Below are 14,950 nucleotides of genomic sequence, written 5' to 3' on the forward strand. Positions count from 1 at the left end.
GGGGCTCTTTAGATGGCGACTGTGGCAGAGGAATCGATCGCACCGCTCCCCAAGCGCAAACGCCAGGGCGAGCGCTGGGGGCGTGGCGACAGGTCCGCACTGGCGATCTGGTTCTGGGAGATCGATCGCGTGTTGCTCGCGCTTGTCACTCTGCTGATCGGCATCGGGCTGATCGCGGTGGCCGCCGCCGCACCCGCCGCCGCGCATCGCTATTCGGACGCGCACTACAGCATGCCGCGGCTCTATTATTTCTGGCGCCAGCTGATCTGGACGGGGATTTCGGTGCCGATCCTGATCGGTGTCTCGATGCTGCCCAAGCCGGTCGCGCGGCGCCTGGCACTGGTTGGCGCGGTGGCGTTCACCCTGATGCTCGTGCTGGTGCCGATCATGGGCGGCGCGGAGAAGAATGGCGCGCAGCGCTGGCTCTATATCGGCAGCGTCCAGATCCAGCCGGCCGAATTCCTGAAACCCATGTTCGTGGTGGCGATCGCCTGGATGCTGTCGCTCAACGCTAAGGATCAGAAGCTGCCGACCACGGCGATGACCGGCGGCTTCCTCGCTTTGGTCGCGGTGCTGCTGATGAAGCAGCCCGATTTCGGTCAGACGGTGATCTTCGCGGTGGTGTGGGCGATGATGCTGATGATCGGCGGGGTCGGCATGAAGTGGCTGGCGGGTCTGGCGGGCGCGGCGGTGGCGATGGTGCTGGCGGCTTACGAATTCTATCCCGTCGCGCACGAGCGGATCGGCCGCTTTCTCGATAAGGGCGACGCCAACAAGGAGATCGGCGGGCAGGTGGAGAGCGCGCTGCGCACGCTAACCCACGGCGGCGTCGTCGGCACCGGTCCGGGCGCGGGAACGATGAAATTGAACCTACCCGAGCCGCACACCGATTATATCTTCTCGGTGATCGGCGAGGAATTCGGGCTGATCGCCTGCGTGGCGATCGCCTTGATCTATCTGGCGATCGTGATGCGCGTGCTGATCAAATTGCTGCACGAAGAGGATCGCTTCCTGATGCTGGCGAGCGCGGGACTCGTCTGCCAGTTCGGGATGCAGGCGCTGATCAATATGGCGGTCAACGTCCATCTCGCGCCGTCCAAGGGCATGACATTGCCGTTCATTTCCTATGGCGGCTCCTCGATGATCGCTTTGAGCCTCGGCTTCGGGCTGCTGCTCGCCTTCACGCGCAAGAATCCGTATCTCACGCGCTCCCCTTATGTGGTGACCTGGAAGAGCCAGTGACCGTCAGCCGACACTTCGTTCTCGCCGCCGGGGGCACCGGCGGCCACATGGTGCCCGCGCATGCGCTGGCGATCGAGCTGATCGCGCGCGGCCATCGCGTCGCTTTGATCACCGACGAGCGCGGGCAGCGTATCCCCGCCTTGTTCGAGGATGTGCCGGTGCATGTCATGCCGGCGGGGCGTCCGACCGGCGGGCCGCTCGGCTGGGGCAAGGCGGCGAAGGGCATCCTGGCCGGGCGCGCGATGGCGCGCCGGCTGTATGAGAGTTTCGAGCCGACCGCCGTGGTTGGCTTTGGCGGCTATCCCGCGCTGCCCGCTTTGCTCGGCGCCTTTGCCGATGGCATCGCGACGGTGGTGCATGAGCAGAATGCGGTGCTGGGGCGCGTCAATCGGCTGGTGGCGGGGCGGGTGCGCGCGATCGCGACGGCCTATCCGCATGTCGAGCGCCTGAAGCCGCGCTACGCCAAGAAGGTGCACCTCGTCGGCAATCCAGTGCGGCAGATCATCCGCCAGATCGGCCAGAAGCCGTTTCCGCCGTTCGACGATCTTTCGCCCTTCCGCATCCTCGTCACCGGCGGCAGCCAGGGCGCGACGATTCTGTCGACCGTGGTGCCGTATGGTCTGGGGCTGCTGCCGGAGCCGATCCGCCAGCGGCTGCAGATCGTCCAGCAATGCCGGCCCGAGGATATCGATCAGGTCCGCGCGCGCTATCGCGAACTGGGTATCCCGGCGGAACTGGCCACTTACCTGCCCGATCTGCCCGAAATATTGGCGCGATCGCATCTGGTGATCGCGCGCGCCGGCGCCTCGACGATTGCCGAGCTGACCGTCGCCGGGCGGCCGGCCATCCTCGTGCCGCTGCCGAGCGCGATGGACGATCACCAGAGCGCCAATGCGCGCGAGATGTCGGCGGCGGGCGGCGCCCGGATGATCGCGCAGGCGAACTTCACGCCGCCGGTGCTGGCGCAGCAGATCACCGCCTTGTTGGAAGACCCGGAGGCTTTGATTGCGGCGGCGGCGCTGGCCAAGGCGAGCGGGATACCCGATGCGGCGGCGCGGCTGGCCGATCTTGTCGAGAGCTTCGGCCGGCCGCCGGTGATGGATGCGATTGGAGACGATGTGCGCGCGAAGACGGTGAAGACGGGTGCTTTGGCGATCGGGGGGGCGGCGTGAGGGACTCCGCTCAGATCCTCCCCTGCAAGGGGAGGGGGACCATGCGCAGCATGGTGGAGGGGTGTCGCCCCCTCGATAGCGTGACACCCCTCCGTCATCGCTTCGCGATGCCACCTCCCCTTGCAGGGGAGGATCGGTTGTGAAGGGCGTCGGCACCGAAATCGGCACGATCCACTTCATCGGCATCGGTGGCATCGGCATGTCCGGCATCGCCGAGGTGATGCACAATCTCGGCTACAAGGTGCAGGGATCGGACGTCGCCGAGGGCTATGTGATCGAGGGGCTGCGGAAGCGCGGCATTCCGGTGGCGATCGGGCATAAGGCGGAGAACCTCGGCGATGCGGCGGTGGTGGTCACCTCCACCGCGATCAAGCGCGGCAATCCCGAAGTGGAGCTGGCACTCGAGACGCGCGTGCCCGTAGTGCGCCGCGCGGAGATGCTGGCCGAGCTGATGCGGCTGAAATCGACCGTCGCGGTGGCGGGGACGCATGGCAAGACGACGACGACATCGATGGTGGCGGCGCTGCTCGATGCGGGCGGGGTCGATCCGACCGTGATCAACGGCGGCATCATCAACAGCTACGGCTCGAACGCCCGCCTCGGCGCGAGCGACTGGATGGTGGTCGAAGCCGACGAGAGCGATGGCAGCTTCCTGCGGCTCGATGGCACGGTGGCGGTGGTCACCAACATCGATCCCGAGCATCTCGATCATTATGGTTCGTTCGATGCCGTGAAGGCGGCGTTCGTCGAGTTCGTCGAGAATGTGCCCTTCTACGGCGCGGCCTTAATGTGCCTCGATCATCCCGAGGTGCAGGCGATCCTGCCCAAGATCCGCGATCGGCGCGTCGTCACCTATGGCTTTTCGGCACAGGCCGATGTGCGCGGCGTCAACGTGACGCCGATCCCGGGCGGCAACCGCTTCGAATGTCTGATCCGGGAGCGCAGCGGCGCGGTACGGTCGATCGAGGGGATCGAGCTGCCGATGCCGGGGCGGCACAATGTCCAGAATGCGCTGGCGGCGATCGGTGTTGCGCTCGAGCTCAATGTGCCGGACGCAGTGATCAAGACGGGGTTCGCCAAGTTTGGCGGCGTCAAGCGGCGCTTCACCAAGGTCGGTGAGGTGGATGGCGTGACGATCATCGATGATTACGGGCATCACCCGGTCGAGATCAAAGCGGTTCTGTCGGCGGCGCGCGAGGGCGCGAAGAATCGCGTGATCGCGGTCGTCCAGCCGCATCGCTTCACGCGGCTGCGCGATCTGCTGACCGAGTTCCAGACCGCGTTCAACGAGGCGGATGTCGTCTATGTCGCGCCGGTCTATACGGCGGGCGAGGCGCCGATCGAGGGCGTCGATGCGGCGGCCCTGGTCGCGGGGCTCAAGATGCGCGGGCATCGCGCGGCCTGCGAGATTTCGGGGCCCGAGGAGCTGGCCAGGCTGCTCGCCGCCGAGGCGCAGCCGGAGGATATGGTCATTTGCCTGGGCGCGGGCGATATCACAAAATGGGCGGCGGGGCTGGCGGAAGCCATCGGCAAGGAGAAACGGGCATGAACGATTTTTTCGCACCCTTCGTCGCGATGCAGAAGCAGCTGATCCAGGCGCACAAGCAGAACGTCGAGACGATGTTCAAGGCGATGCCCAAGGATAATTTCGGCGGCGCGAGCGAAGCGGCCAAGCAATTGGCGGATCAGCAGATCGAGGCGTGGGAGAAGTGGCTCGCGCTGTGGGGCCCGAAGGGGTGAGGGCCGCTAAGCCCCTCCTCTTCAGAGGAGGGGTTGGGGGTGGTGGCGAGCGAAGCGAGCTCCATTCCCGACTCCCCCACCCCAACCCCTCCGCTAAAGGGGAGGGGCTTTAAGTTATGGCCACCCTCACCCTCCCCCGCGTCGCTGGCAAGCTCACGCCGAACGCGCCGCTGGCGCCGCTCGTCTGGTTCAAGGCGGGCGGGGCGGCGGAGTGGTTGTTCGAGCCCGCGGATGTCGAGGATCTGGTGGGGTTCCTGCGCGAGCTTGATCCCCGGGTGCCGGTGATGGGCCTCGGGTTGGGTTCTAACATGATCGTGCGCGATGGCGGGGTGCCGGGCGTGGTCGTGCGGCTGGGCAAGGCCTTCGCCAAGGTCTCGGCGGAGGGCCTGCGGCTGCGTTGCGGGGGAGGGGCGAGCGGTATTCTCGTATCCTCGACGGCGCGCGATGCCGGGATCGGCGGAGTGGAGTTTCTGCGCTCGATCCCGGGGACGGTCGGCGGCTTCGTGCGGATGAACGGCGGCGCTTATGGGCGCGAGGTGAAGGATGTGCTGATCGAGGCCGATGTCGTGTTGCGTTCGGGAGAGGCGCGGACTTTGTCGCGCGATGACTTGGGCTACAGCTATCGGCATAGCGCTTTGCCTGAGGGCGCGATCGTCGTTTCGGCGCTGTTCGAGGGGCGGGTGGCCGCGCCTGCCGCGGTGCAGGCCGAGATGGACCGCATCGCGGCGGAGCGCGAGGCTGCGCAGCCGCTGCGCTCCAAGACCGGAGGATCGACCTTCAAGAATCCGCCGGGGCACAAGGCTTGGGCGTTGGTCGACGAGGCTGGATGTCGCGGGCTGCGGCGGGGGGATGCGCAGGTCAGCGAGAAGCACACCAATTTCCTGCTCAACATCGGCGCGGCGACGAGTGCGGATATCGAGGCTTTGGGGGAAGAGGTAAGGGCGCGGGTGTTGGCGAAGAGCGGGGTGACGCTGGAATGGGAGATTCAGCGGGTGGGGGTGATGGCGTGATGATCTTTCTTACCCGTCATGCCGGACTTGTTCCGGCATCCACTCATCCTCTCGCTCCGGAGCTTGTGGTGGGGTGGACCCCGGCACAAGGCCGGGGTGACGAACGCCTCTTGGTGGCGTCGTGAGCCAACTCCACGTCGCGGTCCTCATGGGCGGTTGGTCGGCGGAGCGGGAGGTCAGTCTCGTCTCGGGCAATGGCGTTGCCGAGGCTTGCGAACGGCTGGGCCATCGCGTCACGCGCATCGATATGGGCCGCGACGTCGCCACGCGGCTTGCCGAAGCCAAGCCCGACGTCGTGTTCAACGCGCTGCACGGCACGCCGGGCGAGGATGGCACCGTGCAGGGCATGCTCGATCTGATGGGGCTGGCCTATACGCACTCGGGCCTCGCCACTTCGGTGATCGCGATCGACAAGGTGCTGACCAAGCAGGCGCTCGTCCCCCACGGGATCCGCATGCCCGCCGGGCGGATCGTGGCGAGCGAGAGCCTGTTCGCGGGCGATCCCTTGCCCCGGCCCTATGTGGTGAAGCCGGTCAATGAGGGCTCTTCGGTGGGCGTGGCGATCGTTACCGCCGAGGGCAATTATGGCGATCCGATCGGGCGCGATGTGCCCGGGCCATGGGGGGAGTTCGAGAGCCTGCTCGCCGAGCCCTATATTCGGGGGCGCGAGCTTACGACTTCGGTGATCGATACCGCCGATGGCCCCAAGGCGCTGGGCATCACCGAGCTGATCCCCAAGAATGGCTGGTATGATTATGCCGCCAAATATACCGATGGCCTGACCACCCACGTCTGCCCGGCGGAGAACATTCCCGACGATGTCGTGGCTTCGATGCTGGCCATGTCTATCAAGGCGCATGAACTGCTCGGCTGCAAGGGCGTCTCGCGATCGGACTTCCGCTGGGATGACAGCGCGGGCGAGGCGGGCGTCTATCTGCTCGAGGTCAATACCCAGCCGGGCATGACCCCCTTGAGCCTTGTCCCCGAACAGGCGAAGCTTGTGGGCATGAGCTACGACGAGCTTGTTCAGGCGGTGATCGACGAAGCGCTTTCGAGGTTCGCGCGATGAGCGCCAAGCCCGTGCCGCGCCGCCGTGCCGAGCCCACTGCGGCGCGCAAGCCCGCGCGGCGGCGCCCGCCCGCGCGCACCAAGCGGCCTTCGATGGGCGCGCAGATCGGCGCGGGGATCGGAAAGGCCTTCGCCGCGATCCCGGTCGCGCCCGAGACCTGGGCGAGCCTCAAGAACTGGTCGCTCGGCCTGCTGCTCGTCGCCGGGATCGGCGCAGGGGTGACGGCGATGGGCGTGCCGCAGATGGTGGGCATGGCGGCGGCGCACGGCATCGGCGCGATGGGCTTTCAGGTGCGCAACATCCAGCCGACGGGCCTCGTCCATGTCGATCGCGATGCCGTCTACCGCATCGCGCAGGAGGCGAGCGGGGAGGATATGCCGCTGGTCGATCTGGCGGCGATCCGGCAGAATCTGCTCGGCCTGCCCTGGGTGGCGGATGCGCGGGTGTCGCGGCGGCTGCCCGATACACTGGCGATCGATATCGTCGAGCGCAAGCCCGCGGGGATCTGGCAATATCAGCAGCGGCTGCAGCTGATCGACGATCATGGTGCGCCGATCGCGCAGGTCGATCCCGCTTCGATGACCGCGCAGCTGCCGCTGGTGATCGGGCCCGATGCCAACACCCACGCCGCCGATTTCCAGGCGTTGATCGCGACGCAACCCGCGCTCAAGCCGTTGGTCGATGCCGCGACCTGGGTCGGCGGGCGGCGCTGGGATCTGCATTTCAGTTCGGGGGAGATCCTGTCGCTGCCGGAAGGCGCCGCCGAGGCGAAGAGCGCGCTGGCCTTCTTCACCAAGCGCGATGCCGAGGCGCGGCTGCTGGGGCGTGGCATCGTGCGGTTCGATATGCGTGATCCGAGCCGCATCGTCGTCAAGATGAGCGATGAGCCGGGCTACAGGATCGAGGATCCAGCGCCGCCGCCGGTCGCGCCGGATGCGAGCGCGCCCGCTGCGGTGGCGCCTGCCGATAAGTCGGTGACGTGATGGCAGCCCCAACTCCGTTCGTCCCGAGCGAAGTCGAGGGACGTGCCGCTTGGCGTAAGGTCGAACGTGTCTCGACTTCGCTCGACACAAACGGGTTTCCTTTGGGCGGCGTTCGCTGATGGCCCCCGTCCGCGAAGGGCTGATCACCGCGCTCGATATTGGCTCGTCCAAGGTCGCCGCCTTGATCGCGCAGCCGACCGAGGATGGTTTGCTCGTGCTCGGCACCGGGCAGCGCGAGAGCCGGGGGGTGCGGCGCGGGTTCATCGCCGATATGTCCGCCACCGAGGGCGCGGTGCGCGAGGCGGTGGAGCAGGCCGAGCGGATTGCACGCACCAATATCGATGAAGTGTGGCTGACCTTTTCGGCGGGCGGTCTGGTCAGCGAGGTCGCCTCGGTGGAGGTGGAGCTGGCGGGCGAGCGGATCAGCGAGCGGCATATCGCCGAGCTGCTGGATGCCGGGCGCCGCTCGATCGATCCCGATGGGCGCACCGTGCTCCACGCGCAGCCCGCGCTCTACACGATCGATGGATTGAAGGGCGTGCAGAACCCGTTGGGGCTGTATGCCGAGCGGCTGGGGGTCGATATCCATGTCGTCGTTGCCGAGCCTTCGCCGATCCGCAATCTCGATCATTGCGTGCGATCGGCGCATCTGGCGGTGCAGCAGATCGTCGCCTCGCCGGTGGCGACGGCGATGTCCTGCCTGAGCCAGGAGGAGCGCGAGCTGGGGGTGGCGCTGGTCGAGCTGGGCGCCGAGGTGACCAACGTCTCGCTGATCGCGGGCGGGCTGCTCGTCGGGCTGGCGAGCCTGCCGGTGGGGGCGGCGGACATCACCGATGATATCGCCTCGGCGATCGGCACGCGCCGCGCGCAGGCCGAGCGGATGAAATGCTTCCACGGCTCGGCGCAGACCAGCCCCCGCGACAATCATGACATGATCGAGGTGGCGCCGCTCTCGGGCGAGGGCGATGCGACCAGCGAACCGGCGCGGATCACGCGCGCGCAGCTGATCGCGGTGATCCGGCAGCGGCTGGAGCAGATTTTCGGTTCGATCGATCAGGCGCTCAAGGAGCTAGGCTTCGTTGGGCCGATCGGACGGCAGGTGGTGCTGACCGGGGGCGGTGCGGAGCTGAAGGGGATCGCCGATTATGCGCAGAGCGTGCTGGGCCGAGCGGTGCGGATCGGGCGGCCGCGCGGGCTGATCGGCCTGCCCGAGGCGCATTCCGGCCCGGCCTTCGCGACTTTGGCGGGGCTGGTGCAGTTCGCCGCCTCCAACCCGATCGACCTGCGGCCGCCGACGGTGCCGAACGCCATTCGGCTGTCTCCGCGCAACTTCATCCAGCGGATGATCGCGGCGGCGAAGAGCGGATATTAACCCATACGGCACTTTTTGCTTGACATTGGACTCGATTTGTTCTATTCGAACTCCCGAGGGGAAGGCTGTTTGACATCGTTTATTCGGACTTGGGTCGGCGCATAAGCGGCAGGCTAGCCTTCCCTCGGCCCGTTCGTCCCGAGCGAAGTCGAGGGAGGTGCCGCAGGCGGGACGTCGAACGTGTCTCGACTTCGCTCGACACGAACGAAGGTAGTGGCGGACCGCAGGGGGAAATGGAGTGTGGTAGCGTGACGATCGCAGGGAATAGGCAAATCGACACGCGCAAAACTTATCCACAGGCTCCTGTGGGGAAATGTGCAAATTCCCTGTGGAAAACTTTTGCCAAATCGCACGATTTCGCTCGCCCCGGCGAATCGCGTCTGCCATCTTGGGGTATTAGTGATTTGGGCGCGTCGTGCGTCGGGCATCCTTAAGGGGTTTTCCATGACGATCCAGTTTCTCCGGCCGGAAATCGACGAACTCAAGCCGCGAATCAGCGTGATCGGTGTCGGCGGCGCGGGCGGCAACGCGGTCGCCAACATGATGGGCGCCGAAGTGCAGGGCGTCGATTTCATCGTCGCCAACACTGATGCGCAGGCGCTCAATGCCTCGCCCGCCGAGCAGCGCATCCAGCTCGGCCTCAAGATCACGCAAGGGCTGGGCGCGGGCAGCCGTCCTGAGATCGGCCGCGCGGCGGCGGAAGAGACGCTGGAGCAGGTCGAACGCGCGCTTGAGGGCAGCCACATGTGCTTCATCGCGGCGGGCATGGGCGGCGGCACGGGCACGGGCGCCGCGCCGGTGATCGCCAAGGCGGCGCGCGAGCGCGGCATCCTGACGGTGGGCGTCGTCACCAAGCCGTTCAGCTTCGAGGGCAACCGCCGCATGAAGTCCGCCGACGCGGGCATCGCCGAGCTGCAGAAGCATGTCGATACTTTGATCGTCATCCCCAACCAGAATCTGTTCCTGATCGCCAATCCGAACACGACCTTCAAGGAAGCGTTCGAAATGGCCGACGAGGTGCTGCAGCAGGGCGTGCGCGGGATCACCGATCTGATGGTGATGCCGGGCCTGATCAACCTCGATTTCGCTGACGTCCGTTCGGTGATGAGCGAGATGGGCAAGGCGATGATGGGCACGGGCGAAGCATCGGGCGACAATCGCGCGATCGAGGCGGCGGAGAAGGCGATCGCCAATCCTTTGCTCGACGGCGTTTCGATGAGGGGCGCCAAGGGCGTGATCGTCTCGATCACCGGCGGCGAGGATATGCGCCTGCTCGAAGTCGACGAAGCGGCCAACCACATCAAGGAACTGGTCGATCCCGATGCCAACATCATCTGGGGTTCGGCGTTCAACAACGATCTCGAAGGCAAGATCCGCGTTTCCGTGGTGGCCACCGGGATCGAGGCCGATGCGATGACCGCGGCGCCGGCCGAGCCTTCGAAGCTGTTCAGCTTCCCGCCGCGCAGCCGCTCCGAAGTGCGTACGCCCGGCACGCCTTCGGGGGAGGCCAAGGCCGCAGCGCCCGAACCCGCGCCGATCGTGCTGACCCCGCCGACCGCCGAAGCCTCCGCCGCCGATAGCGACGAGGAGCTGGAGCTGGGCGAGGATCTGATCGCGCCGGACGCGAGCGCCGAGCCGACAGCCGAAGCAGAGACTGCGCCCAAGGTCGTCGCCCCGCGCCGCTGGCTGATGAGCGAGCCCGACGCCGAGGATCAGCCGACCGCGACGATCAGCTCCATCACCCCCACCCCGGCGCCTGTCCCCCAGGCTCGCGAAGGCGCGACCCTGTTCGAGCGCATGTCCAGCATCGCGCGCGGATCGAGCAAGGTGCAGGCCGAGGAAGAGGATGAGGCGAGCCAGCATCCGCTGGATATCCCGCGCTTCCTCAATCGGCAGAATAATCAGTAAGTTAGGGCCATCGGATGAGCAAAAGGCCCCGGGGGTAACGCTCCGGCCTTTTTCGTTGGGGACGGCAAGCCTTGACGCGCGCGGGCTGGCGCACGACCGTGCCATCGTCACAGGAGAGACAGGATGGTCGAAGCACGATGGAATGGCGCACTGATCGCCAGCAGCGACGATACGATCGTCATCGAGGGTAATCATTATTTTCCAGCGGATGCGGTCGATCCCGCGCTGCTCCGGCCGAGCGATACGACGAGCTTCTGCCCGTGGAAGGGCACAGCGCATTATTACAGCCTGCACATCGACGGCGCCGACAACCGCGATGCCGCCTGGTATTATCCCGACCCCAAACCCAAAGCTGAGGCGATCCGCGGGCGTGTGGCCTTTTGGAAGGGTGTTAAGGTTGGGTAAGGGGTGAAATCGACGAACCGGTTCCCCATGCGGTCAGTCCCGGCCTTTCTGTAAACGCCGTTGATCGGTGGCATGATCCTTTGCTCCCAACACCGTGCTCGTATATATACCTCGTAAGTATTTTGCAGAGGATGCCATGCCGAAGGCCGCTGTTTTCACGATGAAACTGGAATCCGATTTGCGGGCCGAGTTCATGGCGGCGGCCGGAGCCAGCCACCGCCCCGCATCGCAGGTGGTACGCGAGTTGATGCGGGAGTTCGTCCAGCGGGAGCGAGACCGGCACGACCATGACGCTTTCCTGCATCATAAGGTCGAAGCGGCACGCGCTTCCGTCCATAAAGGTCAGGGCAGATCCAATGAGGCGGTCGAGGCCGATTTTGCCGCTCGCCGTGTCCGCCTCACTGACTAGGCGTGAAAGTTCTATGGACGCCGGAGGCCGAGCAGGATCGCACGGCGATCTGGGATTATCTTGAAGCTCGCGACCCCGACGCGGCGCGCCGGATAGACCGCTCGTTCAGCGATGCTGTTGCGGGCCTCGCTGACTTCCCCATGCTTGGACACGAGGGAAAAGTGTCCGGCACGCGCGAACTCACGCCGCATCCGCGCTATCGGCTTGTCTACGAGATTGTGAACGATACGGTGTGGATTCTCGTGCTGATCCACACCGCGCGCCAATGGCCCCCGCTGTGATCTTCCTGAAGAACAGAATGGTTGACTAAGGCCCTCCGTCGGTCAGCTCGCGAAAGCGAGTCTCCCGTCGCAATCATCATCGTTCGCGGGCACATTATGGGATTGGCGCCGACTGTCGCGCGGGCGGGAGGTGCCTCGCGCTCGGCGGGACTTCGGCCTTGAAGCTGCGCCGAGACGAACCCGAACAGCGCCGACGCGCAAAGCGGAAGATGCAGCGACAATGGCAGCTATCGCATCGAGATATGCGCTGATTTCGAACATGGCGGACCAGGCTGCAACGTCCGGGACGGTCATGCCGAAGAACCGCAAGCCATCGGCTCCTCCAAACCACGCAAGAGCCGCAGCAAGGCCAAGCATGATGATCACCAACAGCACGTGACCTCTCGTGGCTCGGTTGAAGAATTTGGCTGGAACGTCGATCATTACCCGGTGCAGGAAGCGGCCGGTTGGCGTATCCGGGGCGATCACCAAGGTGACCCACAGCGCCAAGAACAATGCTATCGGCGTCACCCGACTACCCCTACCGTTTCGCCCCCAGCCTACATACCGCCGCCACACTTAGCCAGGGATGCCGTACCGCGATCTGACGGGGGGCCCATGTCGGCTTGATGGCTCAACGGAAAAGCCCATCGCGGTCCTCCCGCCGCTGAGTTTGAACGGTTCGCCGCAGCACGGGATATGCTTGCTTGCGCGGTTGTCATCCGCGAGCTTCCGCCGCGTCATGATACGCCTGCTCCTGTCCGTCGCCCTGATCTCCGATGTCGCGGCGGCGCAGCGGGTTGCGCCTGACGATCTCGCCCAGCCGTCCTCGCCGCCGCCGATGCAGACGGTGCAGACGATCGATCCCATGGCGCAGGGGCGGGCCGCTGCCGCGCGGGGGGATATGGCGGAGGCTTTGTCGCGGTATCTGCGTGTGCTCGCTGCACATCCCGATGACGTGGCGGCGCTGATCGGGGCAGGGCAGGCGGCGCTGGCGGTGGGGGATTTCAACGCGGCCAACGGCTTTTTCGCGCGCGCGGATTCGCTTTCGCCCAACAATGGCGCGGTGAAGGCGGGGCTGGGATCGGTGCTTGTCGCGCAGGGCAATTCGCGCGATTCGCTGCGCTATTTCAAGGCTGCGATCGCGGCGGGTATGCCCGAGGCGCGGATCGCCGCCGATCGCGGGCTGGCCTATGATCTGCGCGGATCGCCGCATAGCGCGCAGGCGGATTATCGCCTCGCGCTCAGCATCAAGCCCGGCGATCCGATGATCCTGCGTCGCCTCGCGCTCAGCCAGGCGATCGCGGGCGAGCAGGGCGCGGCGCTGGCGACACTCGATCCCCTGCTGCGGCGGCAGGATGTCGCGGCGTGGCGGACGCGGATGTTCGTGCGCGCGCTGGCGGGGGATATTGCGGGCGCGGAGAGCGATGCGCCGCTGGTGCTGCCGCCCAATCAGGTCGCGGCGCTCAAGCCCTATCTGGAGCGGCTGCAGGGGCTTAAGCCTGCCGACAAGGCGGCGGCGGTGTTCCTCGGCCGCTTCCCGCCGCCGGGTCAGGTGGCGGTCAAGGCGCCGCCGCCGGTGCGGATCGCCGCGGCGCCCGCGCCCTCCGCGCCCGCGCTGGTCGTATCGCCCCCCGCTCCCCCGCCGACGCCGGCGGCGACCGTGGACACAGGCACCGTCGCGCCGCCGCCCGCCCGCAAATTGACCCGTGCCGAGGCGGCCAAGGCGGCGCGCGAGGCGAAGCTCGCGGCTGTCGAGGCCGAGCCGCCGCACAAGCTCACCCGCGCCGAGAAGCTCAAACAAGCGCGCGAAGAGAAACTCGCCGATGCCAGGGCGGCCAAGGACAAGAAGGCGGCGGAGGCCAAGAGCGCCGCCAAGAAAAATCCCGAGCGCGTCTGGGTGCAGATCGCGGGCGGCGCGAACAAGCGCGATCTGCCCAAGGCGTGGGCGAAGCTAAAGGGCGAATATGGCGCAGCGCTGGCGGGGCGGACGCCGTATACGATGCACTATCGCTATACGAACCGGCTGATGATCGGCCCCTTCGCAGGCAGTTCGGCGGCGCAGGCGTGGATCAAGGAACAGCGCGCCAAGGGCCACAGTTCGTTTCAGGTGACGACGCCGTCGGGTACTCCGGTCGAGCCGGTTGATTGATGGCCGTTCCAGCTTTGCTGAACCGGCGCCATCCGCGTGAGCGGATCGAGCAACCATGAATCCCTATGCCAGCGATCCGGCGGCGAGCCGGGGGCGGCGCTATGCTTCGTCGCCTAGCGCGACGCGCGATGCTTTCCAGCGCGACCGCGATCGCATCATCCATTCGATCGCCTTCCGCCGCCTGCGCCACAAGACGCAGGTGTTCGTCGCGCCCGATGGCGATCATTTCCGCGTGCGGCTGACGCACAGCCTGGAGGTGGCGCAGATCGCACGGACGATCGCACGCGCGCTGGGGCTGAACGAGGATCTCACCGAGGCGCTGGCGCTGGCGCATGATATCGGCCATCCGCCCTTCGGCCATGCTGGCGAGGCCGCGCTCAAGGCGGCGATGGCGGCGGCGGGCGGCTTCGACCATAACGCGCAGACGCTGCGCACTTTGACCTTGATCGAGCGCGCCTATCCCGATCATCCCGGCCTCAACCTGACGTGGGAGATGCTGGAGGGGCTGGCCAAGCATAACGGCCCGGTCGCCGCGCCGCCTTGGGCATTGGCCGAGGTGGATTCGGATTGGCCGCTGGAGCTGGGCACGCAGCCGAGCCTGGAGGCGCAGGTGGCGGCGCTGGCCGACGATATCGCTTATGACAATCACGATATCGACGATGGCCTGCGCGCCGGGCTGCTCGATTGGGAGGCGGTGCTGGCCGAGCCATTCGTCGCGGAGAGCTGGCGGCAGGTACGCGCGCGCTGGCCCGAGGCAAAGCCGCAGACGCTGCTGGGCGAACTGATCCGCACCGGGATCGGGTGGATGGTCGAGGATTTGCTGGCCGAGAGCCGGCGGCGGATCGCGGCGGCGGGGGTGGCTTCGGTCGCTGAGGTGCGCGGGGCGCCCGGGCCGCTGATCGGCTTCTCGCCCGCGCTCGCCGAGGCGGAGCGCGCGCTCAAGCGCTTCATGTACGCCAATCTCTATCATCATCCCCAGCAGGTGGCGGTGGCCGAGCAGGCACGGCAGATCGTCGCCGGGCTGGCCGAGGCCTATATCGCCGACCCGGCCCTGCTGCCCGCCTGGTGGCTGGAAGACCTGCCCGCCGAAGAGCCCGCGCGCACGCGGCACATCGGCGACTTTATCGCGGGCATGACCGATCGCTTCGCGATTGCCCGCTATCGGGAATTTGTCGGGCCGGTGGAGATGCTGGAGGGGATTTGAGATTACTTACTTCTCCCCTGCAAG

At 66.5% G+C, this 14,950-nt stretch carries 15 protein-coding genes; 14 read left to right on the forward strand and 1 reads right to left on the reverse strand.

The genetic code is table 11. From position 1 onward, the window contains the following. Positions 1–12 precede the first annotated feature (12 nt). From FHS31_RS07430 to FHS31_RS07485, 12 genes are all read left to right on the forward strand, one after another. The gene (locus FHS31_RS07430) at positions 13–1,242 is read left to right on the forward strand and encodes an FtsW/RodA/SpoVE family cell cycle protein (protein ID WP_167072736.1); all 1,230 of its coding nucleotides are present in this window, start codon (positions 13–15) and stop codon (positions 1,240–1,242) included. After that, positions 1,239–2,414, forward strand: coding sequence for an undecaprenyldiphospho-muramoylpentapeptide beta-N-acetylglucosaminyltransferase (gene murG / locus FHS31_RS07435; protein ID WP_167072737.1), 1,176 nt, complete (start codon positions 1,239–1,241; stop codon positions 2,412–2,414). The genes FHS31_RS07430 and murG overlap by 4 nt, the downstream gene beginning before the upstream one ends. Positions 2,415–2,553: 139 nt before the next feature. Then, positions 2,554–3,963: a UDP-N-acetylmuramate--L-alanine ligase gene (gene murC, locus FHS31_RS07440; RefSeq protein WP_167072738.1), complete on the forward strand. Its 1,410-nt coding sequence runs from the start codon at positions 2,554–2,556 to the stop codon at positions 3,961–3,963. Further along, positions 3,960–4,154 (forward strand): hypothetical protein, encoded by a 195-nt coding sequence (locus FHS31_RS07445; protein ID WP_167072739.1) that lies wholly within the window; start codon positions 3,960–3,962, stop codon positions 4,152–4,154. Before murC ends, FHS31_RS07445 begins: the two co-directional genes overlap by 4 nt. Before the next feature lie 116 nt (positions 4,155–4,270). After that, positions 4,271–5,164: a UDP-N-acetylmuramate dehydrogenase gene (gene murB, locus FHS31_RS07450; protein ID WP_167072740.1), complete on the forward strand. Its 894-nt coding sequence runs from the start codon at positions 4,271–4,273 to the stop codon at positions 5,162–5,164. A 121-nt stretch (positions 5,165–5,285) separates the two neighbouring features. Then, positions 5,286–6,233 carry a D-alanine--D-alanine ligase gene (locus FHS31_RS07455; RefSeq protein WP_167072741.1) on the forward strand — a complete coding sequence of 316 codons (948 nt, stop codon included), beginning with the start codon at positions 5,286–5,288 and terminating at the stop codon, positions 6,231–6,233. Then, positions 6,230–7,216: a cell division protein FtsQ/DivIB gene (locus tag FHS31_RS07460; RefSeq protein WP_243843335.1), complete on the forward strand. Its 987-nt coding sequence runs from the start codon at positions 6,230–6,232 to the stop codon at positions 7,214–7,216. Before FHS31_RS07455 ends, FHS31_RS07460 begins: the two co-directional genes overlap by 4 nt. Positions 7,217–7,334: 118 nt before the next feature. Further along, positions 7,335–8,588, forward strand: a complete 1,254-nt coding sequence (gene ftsA / locus FHS31_RS07465) for a cell division protein FtsA (protein WP_167072742.1) — start codon at positions 7,335–7,337, stop codon at positions 8,586–8,588. Positions 8,589–9,032: 444 nt separating this feature from the next. Further along, complete coding sequence (gene ftsZ / locus FHS31_RS07470; protein ID WP_167072743.1) at positions 9,033–10,496, forward strand: cell division protein FtsZ; 1,464 nt, start codon at positions 9,033–9,035, stop codon at positions 10,494–10,496. Between the two features lie 123 nt (positions 10,497–10,619). Next, positions 10,620–10,901 (forward strand): DUF427 domain-containing protein, encoded by a 282-nt coding sequence (locus tag FHS31_RS07475; protein ID WP_167072744.1) that lies wholly within the window; start codon positions 10,620–10,622, stop codon positions 10,899–10,901. A 136-nt stretch (positions 10,902–11,037) separates the two neighbouring features. Continuing rightward, a complete protein-coding gene (locus FHS31_RS07480) occupies positions 11,038–11,310 on the forward strand; it encodes an antitoxin of toxin-antitoxin stability system (RefSeq protein ID WP_167072745.1) in 273 nt (90 codons plus the stop codon). Positions 11,311–11,312: 2 nt separating this feature from the next. Continuing rightward, the gene (locus FHS31_RS07485; protein WP_167072746.1) at positions 11,313–11,591 is read left to right on the forward strand and encodes a type II toxin-antitoxin system mRNA interferase toxin, RelE/StbE family; all 279 of its coding nucleotides are present in this window, start codon (positions 11,313–11,315) and stop codon (positions 11,589–11,591) included. 42 nt (positions 11,592–11,633) lie between these two features. Here FHS31_RS07485 and FHS31_RS07490 read toward each other — a convergent pair whose 3' ends face one another. Continuing rightward, complete coding sequence (locus FHS31_RS07490; RefSeq protein ID WP_167072747.1) at positions 11,634–12,101, reverse strand: hypothetical protein; 468 nt, start codon at positions 12,099–12,101, stop codon at positions 11,634–11,636. A gap of 211 nt (positions 12,102–12,312) precedes the next feature. Between FHS31_RS07490 and FHS31_RS07495 the strand changes: the two genes are divergently transcribed. Then, positions 12,313–13,722, forward strand: coding sequence for an SPOR domain-containing protein (locus tag FHS31_RS07495; RefSeq protein WP_167072748.1), 1,410 nt, complete (start codon positions 12,313–12,315; stop codon positions 13,720–13,722). 55 nt (positions 13,723–13,777) lie between these two features. After that, a complete protein-coding gene (locus FHS31_RS07500) occupies positions 13,778–14,926 on the forward strand; it encodes a deoxyguanosinetriphosphate triphosphohydrolase (RefSeq protein ID WP_167072749.1) in 1,149 nt (382 codons plus the stop codon). Positions 14,927–14,950: the final 24 nt, after the last annotated feature.

It is taken from the genome of Sphingomonas vulcanisoli, from assembly GCF_011761305.1.
GTDB classification, from domain to species: Bacteria; Pseudomonadota; Alphaproteobacteria; order Sphingomonadales; family Sphingomonadaceae; genus Sphingomonas_I; species Sphingomonas_I vulcanisoli.